Below are 18,548 nucleotides of genomic sequence, written 5' to 3'. Positions count from 1 at the left end.
CAAAATATCCGAAACAGATTCTCGGCCTGCCGCTTCGCTGGGGCGCCTTCCGTCCGCTGCCGGCCTGAGCAAATTGCCATTTTTATCTGGCGCCGCTAAATTGCCACCCACGTATTCCGAGCAGTAACCGATGCGTCTCGACGGCTTCTCTTCCTCTTATCCGCTGGATCGCAGCTCTCGCCCGGGCAGCGCGGTCACGCCTTTCCGCGAGGCACGGCGCGAGGTCGAGCAACGCCGCGAACAACCCGCTTCGCCGTCCGCCACCCAGGGTTATGAGCAGCTCGCCCAGCCGCGCAAGGTGCAGGCCGGCAACGCCAGCAGCGACAGCCTGCCGGCGCGCTACCAGGACAACCTCACTCAGCAGCAGCGCGGCTTCAGCGCCAAGGCCAACCAGGCCCTGGCCGCCTACGGCAACACCGCCAGCTACACCGACGACCGCGACGCCAGCGAAGTTCTCGGCCTCGACCTCTACGCCTGATGCTGCCTTACTTCCTCGGCTGCCCGTCGTGGAACGAGCCGGCCTGGCGCGGCAGCTTCTATCCCGCCGACCTGCGTCCCGCCGATACCCTGAGCCACTACGCCGCCACCTTCAATGCGGTGGAGGGCAATACCACCTTCTATGCCCGGCCCGCGCCGCAGACCGTGCAGCGCTGGGCCGAGCAGATGCCGGCGCACTTCCGCTTCTGCGCCAAGCTGCCGCGCGATATCAGCCATAACGGCGATCTGCGCGACCACTACGCCGCCACCACCGACTTCCTGCAGCTGCTGGCGCCACTCGGCGAGCGGGTCGCGCCCCTGTGGTTGCAGCTGCCGGCCAGTTTCGGCCCGTCGCGCCTGGGCGAGCTGCTGGCCTGGCTCGACGAGTTTTCCGATCGCGCCATTGCCGTGGAGCTGCGCCATCCGGCGTTCTTCGCCAGGGAGGAGAACGAGCGCCTGCTCAATCGCAGCCTGCAGGAGCGCGGGGTGGAGCGTATCTGCCTGGACTCGCGGGCGCTGTTCGCCTGCACCTCGCGCGACGCCGCGGTGCTGCATGCCCAGTCGAAGAAGCCGCGCCTGCCGCCACGGCCGACGGCCTTCAGCGCCAGCCCTCAGCTGCGCTTCATCGGCGGACCGGACCTGGATGCCAACCAGGCCTTCCTCGAACCCTGGCTGGACAAGGTCGCCGCCTGGATCGAGCAGGGCCTGATGCCCCACGTGTTCCTGCATACCCCGGACAACCACCTGGCGGCGGCCCAGGCCCTGCGCTTCCACGCCGCCCTTAGCGAGCGCCTGCCCGGCCTGCCGGCGCTGGCGCAGGTGGAACCCGAGGTGGAACAGCTCGGTCTGCTCTGACAGGGGCGCGCCTTTTCGTCCGTCATGCGGGCGGCTAGGGTTGTCACTTCACTCAGCGCAAGGAGCAGCACCATGAGTACCCAGCGAGAGCGTGGCGAAACCTTCCGGGCCCTGCACCAGGACGAGGGCCTGCTGGTTCTGCCCAATCCGTGGGACGCCGGTTCGGCGAAGATGCTCGCCCAGCTCGGCTTCCAGGCCCTGGCCACCACCAGCGCTGGCCTGGCCTTCTCCCTGGGGCGGCGCGACGCCGAAGGCGCGGTGAGCCGCGACGAATGCCTGGCCAATGCCCGCGCGATAGTCGAGGCGACGCCGCTGCCGGTGGCCGCCGACCTGGAGAATGGCTACGGCGATGCCCCAGAGGACTGCGCGGCGACCATTCGCCTGGCTGCCGGGGTCGGCCTGGTCGGCGGCTCCATAGAAGACGCCACGGGCCGTGCCGATATGCCGATCTACCCGCACGACCTGGCCGTGGAGCGCATTCGCGCTGCGGTGGAAGCGGCGCGTGCGCTGGACTTCCCATTCACCCTGGCCGCGCGGGCGGAGAATTTCCTGCACGGCCGCGCCGATCTGGACGACACCATTCGCCGCCTGGTGGCCTATGCCGAGGCCGGTGCCGATGTGCTCTACGCACCTGGGCTGCGCAGCCGCGAAGAGATCAAGGCGGTGGTCGAGGCTGTGGCGCCGCGGCCGGTCAACGTGCTGGTCGGCTCCCCCAGCCTGCGCCTGTCCCTGGCCGAGCTGATCGAGCTGGGGGTGAAGCGGGTCAGCGTCGGCTCCAACCTGGCGCGGGTCGCCTACGGCGAATTCTTCTTCGCCGCCGGCGAGCTGGCCCGTGGCAGCCTGGCGGCGATGGGCGAGGCCATGCCGTTCGACGAGATCAACGACCTGTTCGGCTGACGGCATGCGCCGTGCATTCTGGTGGCTGGTGCTGCTGATGCTGCTCGGCACGCCGCTGGCGGTCTATCGGGGCTGGTTGCCCGTGCCGCCGGAGTGGAATCCCTGGACGCCGCTAGATGTACGCCAGCCGCCCAACCTGCTGACCGGCTACAAGCTGATGCGCCTGCAGCGCGACCCCGAGCTGTGCCGGCTGGCGCTGGACAGCAGCGTGCTGCGCTACACGGCGGTGGCGGACAGCCAGCCCGCCGCCGGTTGCGCCGTGGAGAACGCGGTGCGGGTGCAGCGCGCCGGTGTGCAGTTCAGCTCGGCGTTCCTCGCCAGCTGCAAGCTCGCCGTGGCCTACGCCCTGTTCGAGGAGCACGGCCTGCAGCCGGCCGCGCGCCAGGCGTTCGGCCAGCCGGTGGCGCGGGTCGAGCATCTGGGCAGCTTCGCCTGCCGCAACATCGGCAGCAGTCAGCGGCGCAGCCAGCACGCCAGCGCCAACGCCTTGGATATCGCCGGCTTTCGTCTGAAGGACGGGCGGCGCATCAGCGTGGCCAGGCATTGGGATGGGGCAGGGCAGGAGGCGCTGTTTCTGCGCCAGGTGCGCGATGCGGCGTGTTCCAGTTTCAACGTCACCCTGGGGCCGGAGTACAACGCCGCCCACCGCGACCACTTCCACCTGGATATGGGGCTGTTCCGCCTGTGTCGCTAGCGCCTGCCTAATGGCTAGCGGCGCGCCAGCAGCAGGTCGGCGGCCTGGCCGCGGCGGCCGTCGGCGAATTCGAACTGGCCGAGCTGGGCGATCTCATCGTAGGCGCCGAGCGCCTGCCTGACGTCATGGGCCCGCAGCTCGATGGCGGTCACGCCGGCCTGGGCCAGACTCTGGGTCTGCTGCTTGCCGGCGGCATCGAAGCGCAGGAGGCGCAGACGATCGAACACCGCGTCCTGGGCATCGATGCGACCATCGCGATTGTCGTCGTGCTTGGCGAGCTCGGCGAAACCATTGGCCGCGCCGTTCTGGTCGCCGAACAGCTCGCGGCCATCGTCGATGCGGCCATTGCCGTTGCGGTCCAGCGCCAGCAGGGCGTCGTCGCCGCTGGGGGCGCTGATCCGGTCGTTGCGGCCATCGGCATTCAGGTCGAAACGTACGGCGTCGTCCAGCCCTCGGGTGGTGAAGCCATTGCTGGCCAAGTCCAACACCAGAGGGTCGGTCTTCTGCGGCTGCGGGTTGGCGGTCACGTTCAGCTGCAGTTCGCGCTGCTGCAATACCTGCTGGAAACTGGCGGCCTGGGCCATGGCGTCTACCGGTGGAGCGCCGGCGGCGTCTGGCTGGCTGGCCTCTTCGATCTCGGCCGCTGCCTCGGGAGCCGGCTGCTCGCCCTTGGGCATCAGGGTACGGCGCAGGATCTGGTAGTCGAGGGAGTTACGCAGGCCGGCGTCCAGCTGCTTGTCCAGCGCGGAGGAGCGAGGTGCGGAGAGGGCGTCGAACATCGGGAACTCGTTGCGGCCGCCGCTGGCCGCCTCTGGCAGAATAGGGCGTTACTGTTCTATCGGCCGCGCGCCGTCCCTGTTGAACGTTTTTTGAGCATATTTCCCGATGAGCGACGAGCGGCCTATAACCAGAATTCGAGTCGAGGCCCAGTTGCCCGTGTTTGCCGAGTCCGCCGGTCGCTGGGCCGAGCGCCTGGGGCTTCCGTTGCAGGGCGAGGCCGAGTTCGCCCTGCAGCTGGGCGAGGAGGGCCTGCAACTGGCCGAGCTGGGGCCGCAGGCGCCGGGGCCGGTGCGGGTGGACTTCGTCGAGGGCGCCGTGGCCCATCGTCGCCTGTATGGCGGCGGCAGCGGGCAGATGATCGCGAAGGCGGTCGGTGTACAGCCGGGCGTGCGTCCGAGCGTGCTGGATGCCACGGCGGGGCTGGGGCGCGATGCCTTCGTGCTGGCCAGCCTGGGCTGTGCGGTGACCATGAGCGAGCGTCAGCCGATCATCGCCGCCTTGCTCGAGGACGGCCTGGCGCGCGCCGCCCGCGACGCCGAGGTGGCGCCCATCGCCGCGCAGATGCGCCTGCTACAAGGCAATGCCATCGAGCTGATGCGTGATTGGCAGGGCGAGCCGCCCCAGGTGATCTATCTGGATCCGATGTTCCCGCACCGTGACAAGAGCGCACTGGTGAAGAAGGAGATGCGCCTGTTCCGCCCGCTGGTGGGCGACGATCTGGACGCCCCGGCACTGCTCGAGGCGGCCTTGGCCCTGGCCAGCCACCGGGTGGTGGTCAAGCGCCCGCGCAAGGCGCCGATCATCGAGGGCGCCAAGCCGAGCTATGCGCTGGAGGGCAAGTCCAGTCGCTACGATATCTATCCGAAGAAGGCGCTCAAGCCTTAAGGCCGATAGGCGCGCACGAACAGTTTTACCACTTCCTGCACGTGCTCCTCGGCCTCCTGGGCGCCGAGCGGCTGGGCGACGCCCATCAGCAAACGGAAGTGGCAGCCACCCTTGATCAGGCAGAAGAAGTGCTCGGCGGCGTGCTGCGGATTGTCGATCCGCAGCTGGCCGCGGCTATTGGCCTGCTCCAGCAGATGCTGCATGGCATCGATCACCCGCTGCGGGCCGGCGCTGAAGAACAGCTGCGACAGCTGCGGATTCTGCGCGCCCTGGGCCACCATCAGGCGATGCATGGCCAGGGACTCCTCGCTGTTGATCAGCGCGTTGAAGCCATGGCCGATGGCCAGCAGGGCCTGCTCGATGCTGCTGTCCGGGCGCAGCTCGAAGAACAGCGGCGGCAGCTGCTCCGCGCATTTGGATTCCACCGCGCAGGCAAACAGCGTCTCCTTGTCGGTGAAGTGGCTGTACACCGTGAGCTTGGACACCCCGGCCTCAGCCGCGATCGCGTCCATGCTGCTGCCGTCGTAGCCGTTGTGCATGAACAGGCGCTTGGCGGCTTCCAGAATGGCCAGGCGCTTGGCGGGATCCTTGGGCCGTCCGGGGCCGCTGGTGGACTGAAAAGATTTGTCGGACATTTGGCTCTTTTAATACTGGACTGGCGAGTTCGCTATTTTTACTATACCGGGCAGTATAAGTATTCCAAGCATCTTTTGCGAAAGGTCGTCCATCATGCTCCGTCATGCTCTGTCGCTCGCTGTGCCTCTGTCGCTGATCTCCCTGCTGGTTGCCTGTGGCAACGGTGAAACCGTCGAGGCCCCGGCGCGCCCGGCCATGGTGGTGCACCCGCTGCCGGCGGCGGATGCGGTGGATACCTACCCCGGCGAAGTGCGTGCGCGCTTCGAGCCGGAACTGGCGTTCCGCATCGGCGGCAAGATCACCAAGCGCCTGGTGGACGCCGGTGACCGGGTACGCAAGGACCAGCCGCTGGCCGAGCTGGACGCCCAGGACGTCAAGCTGCAGCTAGAGGCGGCCCGGGCCCAGGTCAATGCCGCCGAGGCCAACCTCAAGCTGGTGCGCTCCGAGCGCGACCGCTACAAGACCCTGCTGGCCCGCCAGCTGATCAGCCAGTCGCAGTACGACACGGTCGAGAACCAGTACCGCGCCGGCGAGGCGCGGGTGAAACAGATCAAGGCCGAGTTCGACGTGGCCAGCAACCAGGCCGGCTATTCGGTGCTGCGTGCCTCCCAGGATGGCCTGGTGGCGCGTCGCCTGGCCGAAGTGGGCCAGGTGGTGGCCGCCGGCCAGACCGTGTTCACCCTGGCCGTCGATGGCGAGCGTGAAGTGCTGATCAGCGTGCCGGAGCACGCCCTGGAGCGCTTCCGTATCGGCCAGGAAGTCAGCATTGAACTGTGGTCGCAGCCGGACAAGCAATTCCCCGGTCGCATCCGCGAGCTGTCGCCGGCCGCCGACGCCCAGTCGCGCACCTTCGCCGCCCGCGTCACCTTCAGCGATCCCAAGGTCAAGGCCGAGGTAGGACAGAGCGCCCGCGTGTCGATCACCGCTGATGGCGAGGTGCCGCTGTCGGTGCCGCTGTCCGCGCTCAGTGCGGAGAAGGGCAAGCCCTTCGTCTGGGTCATCGATCCCAAGGAATCCAAGGCCGTGCGCACTCCGGTGCGCGTCGGCGCCTACGGCCAGGAGCGCGTGTCGATCCTGGAAGGCCTGAAGGAGGGCGACTGGGTTGTCGCCGCCGGCGTGCACGTGCTGCTCGATGGGCAGAAGGTGCGCCCGGTGGATCGCGACAACCGCCTAGTTGCACTGGCGCACAAGGAGTAAGCCATGTCCTTCAACCTGTCCGAGTGGGCGCTGCGCAACCGCAGCGTCGTACGTTACCTGATGCTGGTGCTGGCGGTGATCGGCGCGCTGTCGTACACCAAGCTGGGCCAGAGCGAAGACCCGCCCTTCACCTTCAAGGCCATGGTCATCCGTACCGACTGGCCGGGCGCCACGGCCGAGGAGGTCTCGCGGCAGATCACCGAGCGCATCGAGAAGAAGGTGATGGAGACCGGCGACTACCAGTTCGTCAATTCCTACTCGCGTCCGGGCGAGTCGGTGGTCACCTTCATGGCCCGCGACGACATCGTCTCGAAGAACATTCCCGAGCTCTGGTACCAGATCCGCAAGAAGGTCGGCGACATTCGCCACACCCTGCCGCCGGGCATCCGCGGGCCGTTCTTCAACGACGAGTTCGGTACCACCTTCGGCAATATCTACGCGCTCACCGGCGAAGGTTTCGACTACGCGGTGATGAAGGACTACGCCGACCGCCTGCAACTGCAGCTGCAGCGGGTCAAGGACGTGGGCAAGGTCGAGCTGCTCGGCCTGCAGGACGAGAAGATCTGGATCGAGCTGTCCAACGTCAAGCTGGCCACCCTTGGCCTGCCGCTGGCGGCCGTGCAGCAGGCGCTGGACGAGCAGAACGCGGTGGCCTACTCGGGCTTCTTCGAGACGCCGACCGACCGCGTGCAGATGCGCGTGTCCGGGCGCTTCACCTCGGTCGACGAGATTCGTGATTTCCCCATCCGCGTCGGCGACCGCACCTTCCGTCTCGGCGACGTGGCTGAGGTGCATCGCGGCTTCAACGATCCGCAGGCGCCGCGTATGCGCTTCATGAGCCAGGACGCCATCGGTATCGCCGTGTCGATGAAGGCCGGCGGCGACATCCTGGTGCTGGGCGAGGCCCTGGAGCAAGAGTTCGCCCGCCTGCAGCAGACCCTGCCGCTGGGCATGGAGCTGCACAAGGTGTCCGACCAGCCGGCGGCGGTGAAGACCGGTGTGGGCGAGTTCGTCCAGGTCCTGGTCGAGGCGCTGATCATCGTGCTGCTGGTCAGCTTCTTCTCCCTCGGTCTGCGCACCGGTCTGGTGGTGGCACTGTCGATTCCGCTGGTGCTGGCGATGACCTTCGCCCTGATGCACTACTTCGGCATCGGCCTGCACAAGATTTCCCTCGGCGCGCTGGTGCTGGCGCTGGGCCTGCTGGTGGACGACGCGATCATTGCGGTGGAGATGATGGCGATCAAGATGGAGCAGGGCTACGACCGCTTCCGCGCGGCCAGCTTCGCCTGGACCAGCACGGCCTTCCCCATGCTCACCGGCACCCTGATCACCGCCGCCGGCTTCCTGCCGATCGCCACCGCGCAGTCCGGTACCGGCGAATACACCCGCTCGATCTTCCAGGTGGTGTGCATCGCCCTGCTGGTGTCCTGGGTCGCCGCCGTGGTGTTCGTGCCGTACCTGGGCGACCGCCTGCTGCCGGACCTGGCCAAGCTGCATGCGAAGAAGCATGGCGGCAACCCGGAGGGGCATGATCCCTACTCGACCACCTTCTACCAGACCGTGCGCGAAGTGGTGGAGTGGTGCGTGCGCCGGCGCAAGACGGTGATCCTGGTCACCCTCGGCCTGTTCGTCGCCTCCATCGTGCTGTTCCGCTTCGTGCCGCAGCAGTTCTTCCCGGCCTCCGGGCGCCTGGAGCTGATGGTCGACATCAAGCTCACCGAGGGCTCGTCGCTGAAGGCCACCGAGGAACAGGTCAAGCGCCTGGAAGCCAAGCTCAAGGACCATCCGGGCATCGACAACTATGTAGCCTACGTCGGCAACGGCTCGCCGCGCTTCTACCTGCCGCTGGATCAGCAGCTGGCCGCGACCCGCTTCGCCCAGTTCGTCATCCTGGCCAAGAGCATCGAGGACCGCGAGCAGCTGCGCACCTGGCTGATCGAGGTGATGAACGAGGACTTCCCGTTCGCCCGTACCCGCGTCTCGCGCCTGGAAAACGGCCCGCCCGTGGGCTTCCCGATCCAGCTGCGGGTCAGTGGCGAGCACATCGACGAGGTGCGCGCCATCGCCCGCCAAGTCGCGGCCAAGGTGCGCGAGAACCCGCACGTGTCCAACGTGCACCTGAACTGGGAGGAGCCGAGCAAGGTCGTCTACCTCAACATCGACCAGGAGCGTGCCCGTGCCCTGGGCGTGAGCAGCGCCGACCTGTCGCAGTTCCTGCAGAGTTCGCTGACCGGCTCCAGCGTCAGCCTGTTCCGCGAGGACAACGAGCTGATCGAGATCCTCCTGCGTGGCACTGTGCGTGAACGCCAGGCCCTGGAGCTGCTGCCGAGCCTGGCGGTGCCGACCAGCAGTGGCCAGAGCGTGGCCCTGTCGCAGATCGCCACCCTGGAATACGGCTTCGAGGAGGGCGTGATCTGGCATCGCGACCGCCTGCCGACCGTGACCATCCTCGGCGACATCTATGGCAGCGAGCAGCCGGCCAGCCTGACCAAGCAGATTCTGCCGACCCTGGAGCCGATCCGTGCCGAGCTACCCAGTGGCTACCTGCTGGAAGTGGGTGGCACCGTGGAGGATTCGACCCGTGGGCAGAAGTCGGTCAACGCCGGCATCCCGCTGTTCATCCTGGTGGTACTGACCCTCCTCATGCTGCAGCTCAAGAGCATGTCGCGCGCGGCCATGGTGTTCCTCACCGCGCCGCTGGGGCTGATCGGCGTGACCCTGTTCCTGCTGGTGTTCCAGCAGCCGTTCGGCTTCGTCGCCATGCTCGGCACCATCGCCCTGTCCGGCATGATCATGCGCAACTCGGTGATCCTGGTGGACCAGATCGAGCAGGACATCGCCGCCGGTCTGGACCGCTGGCACGCCATCATCGAGGCCACGGTGCGGCGCTTCCGCCCCATCGTGCTGACCGCCCTGGCCGCGGTGCTGGCGATGATCCCGATGTCGCGCAGCGTGTTCTTCGGGCCGATGGCGGTGGCCATCATGGGTGGCCTGATCGTCGCCACCGCGCTCACCCTGCTGTTCCTGCCGGCGCTCTACGCGGCCTGGTTCAGGGTCAAGGAAGTCGAGCGCTAAGCGCTGCGCAGCGAAAAAGCCCGGCAACTGCCGGGCTTTTTCTTGGGCGTTCGGTCATCGGTTTGCGCGGCAGTCTGGTTTGGCGCGTCTAAGGTTGTCTGTAGTCAGTGCCTTGTTCCTGGTTGCACTGAGTTGTGCCTCTCGTCGGAGATATGGGTTGCACTTAGTTGCACCATTGTTGTCGGGAGGTTTACTCTTCGGCCACGCGCGCCCACCGCGCACCACTCAGACAGGATTACCGATGGCCACCACTACCCTCGGCGTGAAACTCGACGACGCCACCCGCGAACGCCTCAAGCAAGCCGCCCAGCAGCTCGACCGCACGCCGCACTGGCTGATCAAGCAGGCGATCTTCAATTACCTGGAGCAGGTCGAGGGTGGCCTGACCCCGGCCGAGCATTCCGGCCTGGCCGCCGCGGCGGGTGAGGAGTCGGTCGACGCGCTGAGCGAGCAGGGCCTGCAGGTGTTCCTCGATTTCGCCGAGAGCATCCTGCCGCAGTCCGTGCTGCGTGCCGCCATCACCGGCGCCTACCGTCGTCCGGAGACCGAGGCGCTGCCGATGCTGCTGGAGCAGGCCCGTCTGCCGAAAGAGCAGGCCGAGGCCACCCAGAAGATGGCCCTCGGCATCGCCGAGAAGCTGCGCAACCAGAAGAATGCCGGCGGCCGCCAGGGCCTGGTGCAGGGCCTGCTGCAGGAGTTCTCGCTGTCGTCCCAGGAAGGCGTGGCGCTGATGTGCCTGGCCGAGGCGCTGCTGCGCATCCCGGACAAGGCCACCCGCGACGCCCTGATCCGCGACAAGATCGCCAACGGTAACTGGAGCCAGCACCTGGGCCAGAGCCCGTCGATGTTCGTCAATGCCGCCTCCTGGGGCCTGCTGATCACCGGCAAGCTGGTCGCCACCCATAACGAGGCCGGCCTGTCGTCCTCGCTCAACCGCCTGATCGGCAAGAGCGGCGAACCGGTGATCCGCAAGGGCGTGGACATGGCCATGCGCCTGATGGGCGAGCAGTTCGTCACCGGCGAGACCATCGGCGAGGCCCTGGCCAACGCCTCCAACATGGAGAGCAAGGGCTTCCGCTATTCCTACGACATGCTCGGCGAAGCCGCGCTGACCGAGGAAGACGCCAAGCGCTACCTGGCTTCATACGAGCAGGCCATCCACGCCATCGGCAAGGCCTCCCACGGCCGCGGCATCTACGAAGGTCCGGGCATCTCGATCAAGCTGTCCGCCCTGCACCCGCGCTACAGCCGCGCCCAGTACGACCGCGTGATGGACGAGCTGTACCCGATCCTGCTGGGCCTGACCAAGCTGGCCAAGCAGTACGACATCGGCCTCAACATCGACGCCGAGGAAGCCGACCGTCTGGAGATCTCCCTCGATCTGCTCGAGCGCCTGTGCTTCGCCCCCGAGCTGGCGGGCTGGAACGGCATCGGCTTCGTCATCCAGGCCTACCAGAAGCGCTGCCCTTACGTGATCGACTACGTCATCGACCTGGCCAAGCGCAGCCGCCACCGCCTGATGATCCGCCTGGTGAAAGGCGCCTACTGGGACAGCGAGATCAAGCGCGCCCAGGTCGAGGGCCTGGAAGGCTACCCGGTGTACACCCGCAAGCCGTACACCGACATTTCCTACATCGCTTGCGCGCGCAAGCTGCTGGCCGTGCCGGAAGCCATCTACCCGCAGTTTGCCACCCATAACGCCCACTCGCTGTCGGCCATCTACCAGATCGCCGGGCAGAACTACTACCCGGGCCAGTACGAGTTTCAGTGCCTGCACGGCATGGGTGAGCCGCTGTACGAGCAGGTGGTGGGTTCGATCAAGGACGGCAAATACAACCGTCCGTGCCGTATCTACGCCCCGGTCGGCAGCCATGAGACGCTGTTGGCCTACCTGGTCCGCCGCCTGCTGGAAAACGGCGCAAACACCAGCTTCGTCAACCGCATCGCCGACCACAGCATCTCGCTGAAAGAGCTGGTGCTGGACCCGGTTGAGCAGGTCGAGCGCATGGCCGCCCAGGAAGGCACCCTCGGCCTGCCGCACCCGCGCATTCCGCTGCCGCGTGACCTGTACGGCGAGGCACGCCTGAACTCCGAAGGCATCGACCTGGCCAATGAACACCGCCTGGGCTCGCTGAGCTCGGCGCTGCTGTCGTCGACCAACACCAGCTACGTCGCCGCGCCGATGCTCGGCGGCGACACGCCGAACCCGGGCCCGGCCGAGCCGGTGCGTAATCCGGCCGATCACCGCGACCTGGTCGGCCATGTGCACGAGGCCAGTGAGGCCGATGTGAAGAGCGCGATCCTCTGCGCCCAGGCCAGCGGCCAGATCTGGCAATCGACCCAGGCCGCCGAGCGCGCCGCCGTGCTGGAGCGCGCCGCCGACCAGATGGAGAGCGAGATCCAGCAGCTGATGGGCTTGCTGGTGCGCGAGTCCGGCAAGACCTTCGCCAACGCCATCGCCGAAGTGCGCGAAGCAGTGGACTTCCTCCGCTACTACGCCGCCCAGGCCCGCGCCTTCGGCAACGACAGCCACCGCCCGCTGGGCCCGGTGGTGTGCATCAGCCCGTGGAACTTCCCGCTGGCGATCTTCAGCGGCCAGGTGGCCGCCGCACTGGCCGCCGGCAACACCGTGCTGGCCAAGCCGGCCGAGCAGACCCCGCTGATCGCCGCGCAAGCCGTGCGCATCCTGCTGGAGGCCGGCGTACCGCCTGGCGCCGTGCAGCTGCTGCCGGGCCGTGGCGAGACCGTCGGTGCGCGCCTGGTGGGTGACGAGCGCGTGCGTGGCGTGATGTTCACCGGCTCCACCGAAGTGGCCGGCATCCTCCAGCGCAACATCGCCGGCCGCCTGGACGCCCAGGGCCGCACCGTGCCGCTGATCGCCGAGACCGGCGGCCTCAACGCCATGATCGTCGACTCCTCGGCCCTGGCCGAGCAGGTGGTGATCGACGTGGTCAGCTCTGCCTTCGACAGCGCCGGCCAGCGCTGCTCGGCCCTGCGCGTGCTGTGCGTGCAGGACGACGTGGCCGACCGCGTGATCGAGATGCTCAAGGGCGCCATGGCCGAGTACCGCATCGGTTCGCCGGAGCGCTTGCATACCGACATCGGCCCGGTGATCGACGCCGAGGCCAAGGCCGGCATCGAGGCGCACATCGCCGCCATGCGCGAAAAGGGCCGCAAGGTGTTCCAGGCGGCCCGCGCCGATGGCGACGAGATCAAGCGCGGCACCTTCGTGCTGCCGACCCTGATCGAGCTGGACAGCTTCGACGAGATGAAGCGCGAGATATTCGGCCCGGTGCTGCACCTGGTGCGCTACCCGCGCGCCGAGCTGGGCAACCTGCTGCAGCAGATCAACGACAGCGGCTACGGCCTGACCCTCGGCGTGCATACCCGCATCGACGAGACCATCGCCCAAGTGGTGGACAGCGCTAAGGTTGGCAACCTCTACGTCAACCGCAACATCGTCGGCGCCGTGGTCGGCGTGCAGCCGTTCGGTGGCGAAGGCCTGTCCGGCACCGGTCCCAAGGCCGGCGGCCCGCTGTACCTGTACCGCCTGCTGTCGACCCGCCCGCAGGACGCCGTGGCTCAGCAGCTCAAGGGCGACAACGTGCACGCCATCGGCGCGCCGGCCGAGCTGGCCAAGGCGCGTGCCGCCTTTGCCACCTGGGCGGCCAAGGAAGAGCCGGCCGTGGCCGCGCTGTTCGAGCAGTACGGCGAGCTGTCGCAGAGCTACACCAGCCATGTGCTGAACGGCCCGACCGGCGAGCGCAACACCTACACCCTGCTGCCACGCGAGCGCGTGCTGTGCCTGGCCGACGATCGCGGCGACCTGCTGGCCCAGCTGGCCGCGACCCTGGCGGTCGGTAGCCACGCGCTGCTGCTGGAAGCCCAGCGCGAACTGATCGGCAAGCTGCCCAAGGAAGTGCAGAAGTGCGTCGCCACGGTGGCCGACTGGACCAGCCTGGAGGCCGAGTTCGATGCCATCCTGCATCACGGCGATTCCGACCAGCTGCGTGAAGTCAGCCAGCAGGCTGCCCAGCGCAAGGGCGCCATAGTCAGCGTGCATGGCCTGAACAAGGGTGAGACCGATATCCCGCTGGAGCGTCTGCTGATCGAACACGCGCTGAGCGTGAACACCGCGGCGGCCGGCGGCAACGCCAGCCTGATGACCATCGGCTGAGATCAAGGCCCGCGCGCAGCGATGCATGCGGGCTGGATGATCGAACAGGTCGCGTCAGAGAAAGCCGACTGAAAGCTTTCCCTGGCATGCTGCTCAACAGTTTTGACTGCGGGTGCTTATGGTGCCCGACCCGGCAATGGCGGATCTTCGCCCGCGCCACGCGCCTTACACCCTAGTGGGGGCTACCCGCCCGGTACGACGCGTTACTCCCCGAAGCCGGACTCGTGCCGGCACCCGGCAGGGCCACAAGCCCGGCCACAAAAAAGCCCGGCATTTGCCGGGCTTTTGCTTTTTCAGGGGTTTACTCGTTCCACCCAGCGATAGCCAAGAAAGCCGCTTCGTAGCACTAGGGTAATTGTCTGGCCTTTCTGGACTCGCCTCTGGAGTGTTTGCGAAACCCTGACCCGGATGGGCGGGCTCTGCGCGCCAATTGGGTCTAGCGAGAGGTAATAGCGGCGAGCGAGCCGGCGGCCCTTCTTGGTGTAGATATCCTGCACCTCAGCCATCATTGCGGTAGCGGGCGAACGATCGAACTCGGAGTTGATATCGCGCAACAGTACGAAGGCTGTCAGGACTCCCCCCAGGCTGCCTACTAATAGTACTTCCAGCAGAACCGAGTGGGCTCTGGACGAGCCCCAGAGTAGTGCCAGAGTGGCGCCGACTAACACTCCCAACAACACCAGACCGAGGATGAGCGAGTCCCATAGCAGCTCGCCCTCATTCAGGATGGTGGGGCCGGGAAACTGGATGATGCGATAGCTATGCAGGAGTCCATGGACCAGCAGCCCACTGGAAATAGCTAATAGGGCGACTGCCGCCAAACGATATCGGTTTAGCCAGTTGTCCTGTAAGCCACCTGTTGCCTGTAGCGCACCTGCCAGATACCGAGAGATTAATTGCAGCTGAGAGGCGATCGGCTCCTCTAGTTGCAATGGCTGCTCACCGGAAACATCAAGTTCGAGCCACAGCTTGTCGTTGCGGTAGATCAGCTTGCGCGCATGCAGCCCCAATTGCGTCGTTTCGTCAAACAGCCGCTCGATGAGGGCGAGCGCTTTGGGCTCATGCTGGAGGAGTAGCGTAAGTCGAGGATCTTCTGCGACCAGGTAGAGCCTTCGGTCAAACTCGACACTGCCTGTCTGTAGCTCCTGAGCAAGGCCAGTCCGTTTGCCAAGTCGATCCCAGAACCGTTCCGGGCGTATTTCCAGATCGGGCCCGGCCTGAGCCGGTACGGCAATCTGTAGTCGCGTGAGACGGCTTTTCCTGAAGGTTTTCTTGACCTGATATCCGGGGTAGGTCGATGCGTTTCTCCAGCTGTCCCTGCGTCTGTAGATGAAGAAGCAGAAACAGCTGGCAAGCAGCGTGGTGACGCCAAAGGCAAACCACATGGCTCCTCCTTGAGCGAACAGATCAGAGCGCGCCGAACACCTTCTTGGCCAGGCTGGTGGCCGCGCCGGCCGGGTTTTGGCGGATGCTGGCTTCCTGCTCGGCGATCATCTTGAACAGGCCGTTGAGGGCCTGCTCGGTCACGTAGTTCTCGACGTTGGCGCTCTTCGCGTCGACCACGCCGAGGGCCGCGGCCTGGCCGGCGAAGCTGTTGTACTGCTGGGCCACGCCGACCTTGTCGGTGGCCTGCTTGACGATGGGCAGGAACTTGGCGCGGATCTGTTCGCGGCTGCTCTTGTTCAGGTACTGGGTGGCGGAGTCTTCGCCGCCGGCGAGGATGGCCTTGGCATCGCTCACGGTCATCTTCTTCACCGCGTCCACCAGGATCGCCTGGGCCTGCGGCACGGCGGCTTCGGCGGCCTTGTTCATGCTCGCCTCCAGCTCTTCCACCTGCTCGCCCATGCCCATCATCTTCATGGTCTGTGCGGCCTTGCCCAGCTTGCCGGGCAGCTCGATGCGCACCTCGTCGTTATTGCTGAAGCCGCCGGGCTTGCCGAGCTGCTTCACCGCGACTTGCGCACCCTGGGTCAGCGCATCCTTGAGGCCGCCGCTGGCGTCGCTCTGGCTCAGGTCGGAAAGGGACAGGGCATAGGCGCCAGCGGACAGCAGCAGGCCGGCGGCGAGAGTGGTGAGGCGGAGCATGGGAGGCTTCCTTACTACGATGAGGTTCCGGCGAGCTTAGCGGAGTGGAGCGGGGGAGCCAAACCCTGGGGCGCCCGTTCCCGATCTGGCCAGGCGAGCAGGCAATGCCGCCCGGCAGGGCGGCAAGAATATCCGGCCCCGGGCCGATTCACCCCTTGCCGTGTGCCAGTTGCGAGAGCCGAACGGCCAGTTCGGCGCGGCGGAAGGGTTTGGCGAGCACCTCGAAGCCATGCATCTGCGCCGGCGACAGGTTCGAGTAGCCGGTGATGATCAGCACCGGCAGGTCTGGGAGGCGCAGGCGCAGTTCCTGGGCCAGCTGGGCGCCGGTCTTGTCCGGCATGATGTGATCGGTGACCAGCACGTCGGGCGCCAGCCCCGCGTCGATCAGCTGCAGGGCCGCCGTTGCCGAGGCGGCTTCAATGATCTCGTAGCCCAGGTCCTGAAGTTGCAGGCTGGTGGTCTGGCGAACCATCTCCTCGTCGTCCACCAGCAGTACCCGGGTCGGCCGCGGTGCCAGTGGCGCGTCGGTCGGCTCGCTGCCTTCGCCCGTCGCCGCCCCTTCGGTGATGGGCAGCCAGATGCTCACCTGGGTGCCCAGGCCCGCTTGCGAGGCGATAGCGAGACCGCCGCCGGACTGGGCGGCCAGGCCCTGCACCATCGACAGGCCGAGACCGGTGCCCTTGCCCACGCCCTTGGTGGAGAAGAAGGGCTCCGCGCAGCGCCGCAGGGTTTCCTCGTTCATGCCGCTGCCACTGTCGGCCACCTTGAGGCAGACGTAGCGCCCGGCGGGCAGGCCGCTGACCTGGTCGGCCGTGACCTGGTCCAGGGTCGCGCTGATTTCCAGTCGGCCACCGTCGCTCATGGCATCGCGGGCGTTCACCGCCAGGTTGAGAATCGCCAGCTCCAGCTGGTGCGGGTCGACCACCACCGCCGGCAGCCGCTCCGGAATCTCGACGGTCACCGCGATCATCGGGCCGATCGAGCGCTCCATCAGTTCGCGCATGCCGTTGACCAGGGTCTTCAGCTCCACCGCCTGGGGCTTGAGCGTCTGCCGGCGGGCGAAGGTCAGCAGGCGTCCTACCAGGATGCGCGCGCGATCCGCGGCCTGCAGCGCGCCGTCGACCAGGTCGCGGGAGCGCTCGTCGTCCAGGCGCCGGCGGATCAGCTCCAGGGTGCCCATGATCGGTGTCAGCAGATTGTTGAAGTCGTGGGCGATGCCGCCGGTGAGCTGGCCGATGGTCTCCATCTTGCGTGCTTCGTGCAGCTGCGCAATCGCGGTCTCGCGCTGCGTGACCATCGACGCGACGCGTTCCTCCAGGCCCTCGTTTAGTTCACGCAGCTCGGCCTCGGCGCGTACCCGGGCGCTGATGTCCATGCACACGCAGAGCACCCCGCTGGCATTGTGCTGTTCGTCCAGCAGCGGAGTGATCTGGTTCTGCACCCAGACCGACGTGCCGTCCGGGCGCGTGTAGCGCCTGATGACCTCGAAGGGCGCGCCGTCATCGCCTTGGGGCTCGCGGCTGGTGAGGTCGTCCGGGTGGGTGATGTCCTGCATGCGCAGCCCGAGCAGGGCCTCGCGCGGCCGGCCGACGATCTCGCAGTAGCGGTCGTTGACCCGGGTGAATTGCCAGTGGCGGTCGCACACGGCGATGCCGGCGCTGGCCTGATCGAACATCGCCGACAGTTGTGCCGAGCTGGCGCGCAGCGCCGCCTCTGCCCGCGCGTGGCTGATCGAGGCCCAGGCCTGCTGGGCGGCCTCCTGAGCCAGGCGCAGCTCGTGCTCGGCGAAGACGTGGGGCTGGCGATAGTGAATGACCAGCGTCGCCTCCAGTGCGCCGAGGCGAATGACCGGTATGTAGAGGGCGGCTGCCAGATCGAGCTCGGCGCACAGTGCCGCTTCGCCGACACTCAGCCCGGCCTCGCCGGCGATATTGGCGCGGGCCACGGTCTGCCCGGCGCGCAGCGCCGCCAGCAGGCCGGTGCCGAAGTCCCGGTAGCGGTGAACCCCGGCGGCGGAGCGCACGCCCTGCACGTGATCCTGATGCACGGCGAAGCTCACGCCATCGCCATTGTCCTCGCCGTAGAACACGCGTGCGGCGCCCAATGCCTCGCCGAGCCGGCGCAGGACGCTGGCCTCGATCTGCTCCGGTTCGTGGCTGGCGGGCAACGCCTGGCCGAGGGACAGCAGGAACGCCTGGCGGCGCTCGAACTGCACGCGCTCGGTGGTCTCGGTGACGATACACAGCACGCCGCCGACCGTGCCATCGGTCTCGCGCACCGCCGAGTAGGACACGTCGAAGTAGACGGTTTCGCCCTGGCCGTGGCGTTCGATGTAGAAGGGGCGGTCCTTGGCCGAGAAGGTCTCGCCGGTCTCGCGCACGCCGCGCAGCAGCGGTTCGAGGTCGTCCCACAGCTCGGTCCAGTTTTCCACGGCCGGGCGACCCAGCGCCCGCGGGTGCTTGGCGCCGATGCTGGGCGCGTAGGCGTCGTTGTACAGGGCGACGAACTGCGGGCCCCAGAACAGCACGATCTGCGCCTTGGCCGGCAGCACGGTGGCCATCAGGGTCTTGAGGCTGGATGACCAGCCGATGGGTGGTCCCAGGGGCGATTCGGACCAGTCGTGGCTCTGCAGCAGGGCGCCGATGCTTTCGCTATCCAGCGGCTGGTCGGAGTGTTCCAGGGGGCCTCGATCGGGGCCGATATCGAAGAGCAGTTCCATGTGTTTGCTCAGCAAGGCAGGAGGCTGAACTCGAGTGAGCCCAGTCACCCACTATGAAAGCAGAGTGGCCT

The 18,548-nt window shown here is 67.1% G+C and carries 13 protein-coding genes; 8 read left to right on the top strand and 5 right to left on the bottom strand.

Annotated elements, in window-relative coordinates; all coding sequences use genetic code 11:
* Positions 1 to 130 precede the first annotated feature (130 nt).
* The 4 genes from OH686_RS06655 (at position 131) to OH686_RS06640 (ending at position 2,923) form a co-directional block, all read left to right on the top strand.
* Positions 131 to 478, top strand: a complete 348-nt coding sequence (locus OH686_RS06655) for a hypothetical protein (RefSeq protein WP_289537023.1) — start codon at positions 131 to 133, stop codon at positions 476 to 478.
* Entirely contained in the window at positions 478 to 1,332 is an 855-nt protein-coding gene (locus tag OH686_RS06650) for a DUF72 domain-containing protein (RefSeq protein ID WP_289537020.1), read from the top strand. Before OH686_RS06655 ends, OH686_RS06650 begins: the two co-directional genes overlap by 1 nt.
* A 72-nt stretch (positions 1,333 to 1,404) precedes the next feature.
* A complete protein-coding gene (locus OH686_RS06645; RefSeq protein WP_289537018.1) occupies positions 1,405 to 2,229 on the top strand; it encodes an isocitrate lyase/PEP mutase family protein in 825 nt (274 codons plus the stop codon).
* Between the two features lie 4 nt (positions 2,230 to 2,233).
* Entirely contained in the window at positions 2,234 to 2,923 is a 690-nt protein-coding gene (locus tag OH686_RS06640; RefSeq protein WP_289537015.1) for an extensin-like domain-containing protein, read from the top strand.
* Positions 2,924 to 2,937: 14 nt separating this feature from the next.
* Here OH686_RS06640 and OH686_RS06635 read toward each other — a convergent pair whose 3' ends face one another.
* On the bottom strand, positions 2,938 to 3,702 hold the full coding sequence (locus tag OH686_RS06635) for an SPM autocatalytic domain-containing protein (RefSeq protein ID WP_289537013.1): 765 nt from the start codon (positions 3,700 to 3,702) through the stop codon (positions 2,938 to 2,940).
* Positions 3,703 to 3,808: 106 nt separating this feature from the next.
* Here OH686_RS06635 and OH686_RS06630 point away from each other — a divergent pair, with 106 nt between their 5' ends.
* The gene (locus tag OH686_RS06630) at positions 3,809 to 4,588 is read left to right on the top strand and encodes a class I SAM-dependent methyltransferase (RefSeq protein ID WP_289537011.1); all 780 of its coding nucleotides are present in this window, start codon (positions 3,809 to 3,811) and stop codon (positions 4,586 to 4,588) included.
* On the opposite strand, the gene OH686_RS06625 is transcribed toward OH686_RS06630, so the two are convergent.
* Entirely contained in the window at positions 4,585 to 5,223 is a 639-nt protein-coding gene (locus tag OH686_RS06625; RefSeq protein WP_289537009.1) for a TetR/AcrR family transcriptional regulator, read from the bottom strand. The two genes, OH686_RS06630 and OH686_RS06625, sit on opposite strands and share 4 nt — an antisense overlap.
* Before the next feature lie 94 nt (positions 5,224 to 5,317).
* Here OH686_RS06625 and OH686_RS06620 point away from each other — a divergent pair, with 94 nt between their 5' ends.
* From OH686_RS06620 to putA, 3 genes are all read left to right on the top strand, one after another.
* Entirely contained in the window at positions 5,318 to 6,421 is a 1,104-nt protein-coding gene (locus OH686_RS06620) for an efflux RND transporter periplasmic adaptor subunit (RefSeq protein WP_137974278.1), read from the top strand.
* A gap of 3 nt (positions 6,422 to 6,424) precedes the next feature.
* Positions 6,425 to 9,496: an efflux RND transporter permease subunit gene (locus OH686_RS06615; RefSeq protein WP_289537005.1), complete on the top strand. Its 3,072-nt coding sequence runs from the start codon at positions 6,425 to 6,427 to the stop codon at positions 9,494 to 9,496.
* Between the two features lie 241 nt (positions 9,497 to 9,737).
* On the top strand, positions 9,738 to 13,673 hold the full coding sequence (putA, locus tag OH686_RS06610; RefSeq protein WP_289537003.1) for a trifunctional transcriptional regulator/proline dehydrogenase/L-glutamate gamma-semialdehyde dehydrogenase: 3,936 nt from the start codon (positions 9,738 to 9,740) through the stop codon (positions 13,671 to 13,673).
* A 293-nt stretch (positions 13,674 to 13,966) separates the two neighbouring features.
* Here putA and OH686_RS06605 read toward each other — a convergent pair whose 3' ends face one another.
* From OH686_RS06605 to OH686_RS06595, 3 genes are all read right to left on the bottom strand, one after another.
* Entirely contained in the window at positions 13,967 to 15,058 is a 1,092-nt protein-coding gene (locus OH686_RS06605) for a hypothetical protein (RefSeq protein ID WP_289537002.1), read from the bottom strand.
* Between the two features lie 22 nt (positions 15,059 to 15,080).
* Complete coding sequence (locus tag OH686_RS06600; protein ID WP_137974281.1) at positions 15,081 to 15,758, bottom strand: DUF4197 domain-containing protein; 678 nt, start codon at positions 15,756 to 15,758, stop codon at positions 15,081 to 15,083.
* A gap of 148 nt (positions 15,759 to 15,906) precedes the next feature.
* The gene (locus OH686_RS06595) at positions 15,907 to 18,477 is read right to left on the bottom strand and encodes a PAS domain S-box protein (protein WP_289537000.1); all 2,571 of its coding nucleotides are present in this window, start codon (positions 18,475 to 18,477) and stop codon (positions 15,907 to 15,909) included.
* Positions 18,478 to 18,548 lie beyond the last annotated feature (71 nt).

This window comes from Pseudomonas sp. SO81 (genome assembly GCF_030374125.1).
Lineage (GTDB): Bacteria > Pseudomonadota > Gammaproteobacteria > Pseudomonadales > Pseudomonadaceae > Aquipseudomonas.
Note: the sequence above shows the minus strand (reverse complement) of the source record. Positions and strands in the feature narration are given on the sequence as shown.

What these genes read in the sequence shown, in the direction of transcription:
- OH686_RS06655 (WP_289537023.1), top strand. Translation starts at nt 131, where the DNA reads ATGCGTCTCGACGGCTTCTCTTCCTCTTATCCGCTGGATCGCAGCTCT.
- OH686_RS06625 (WP_289537009.1), bottom strand. Translation starts at nt 5,223, where the DNA reads ATGTCCGACAAATCTTTTCAGTCCACCAGCGGCCCCGGACGGCCCAAG.
- putA (WP_289537003.1), top strand. Translation starts at nt 9,738, where the DNA reads ATGGCCACCACTACCCTCGGCGTGAAACTCGACGACGCCACCCGCGAA.
- OH686_RS06605 (WP_289537002.1), bottom strand. Translation starts at nt 15,058, where the DNA reads ATGTGGTTTGCCTTTGGCGTCACCACGCTGCTTGCCAGCTGTTTCTGC.
- OH686_RS06645 (WP_289537018.1), top strand. Translation starts at nt 1,405, where the DNA reads ATGAGTACCCAGCGAGAGCGTGGCGAAACCTTCCGGGCCCTGCACCAG.
- OH686_RS06630 (WP_289537011.1), top strand. Translation starts at nt 3,809, where the DNA reads ATGAGCGACGAGCGGCCTATAACCAGAATTCGAGTCGAGGCCCAGTTG.
- OH686_RS06640 (WP_289537015.1), top strand. Translation starts at nt 2,234, where the DNA reads ATGCGCCGTGCATTCTGGTGGCTGGTGCTGCTGATGCTGCTCGGCACG.
- OH686_RS06635 (WP_289537013.1), bottom strand. Translation starts at nt 3,702, where the DNA reads ATGTTCGACGCCCTCTCCGCACCTCGCTCCTCCGCGCTGGACAAGCAG.
- OH686_RS06620 (WP_137974278.1), top strand. Translation starts at nt 5,318, where the DNA reads ATGCTCCGTCATGCTCTGTCGCTCGCTGTGCCTCTGTCGCTGATCTCC.
- OH686_RS06650 (WP_289537020.1), top strand. Translation starts at nt 478, where the DNA reads ATGCTGCCTTACTTCCTCGGCTGCCCGTCGTGGAACGAGCCGGCCTGG.
- OH686_RS06595 (WP_289537000.1), bottom strand. Translation starts at nt 18,477, where the DNA reads ATGGAACTGCTCTTCGATATCGGCCCCGATCGAGGCCCCCTGGAACAC.
- OH686_RS06615 (WP_289537005.1), top strand. Translation starts at nt 6,425, where the DNA reads ATGTCCTTCAACCTGTCCGAGTGGGCGCTGCGCAACCGCAGCGTCGTA.
- OH686_RS06600 (WP_137974281.1), bottom strand. Translation starts at nt 15,758, where the DNA reads ATGCTCCGCCTCACCACTCTCGCCGCCGGCCTGCTGCTGTCCGCTGGC.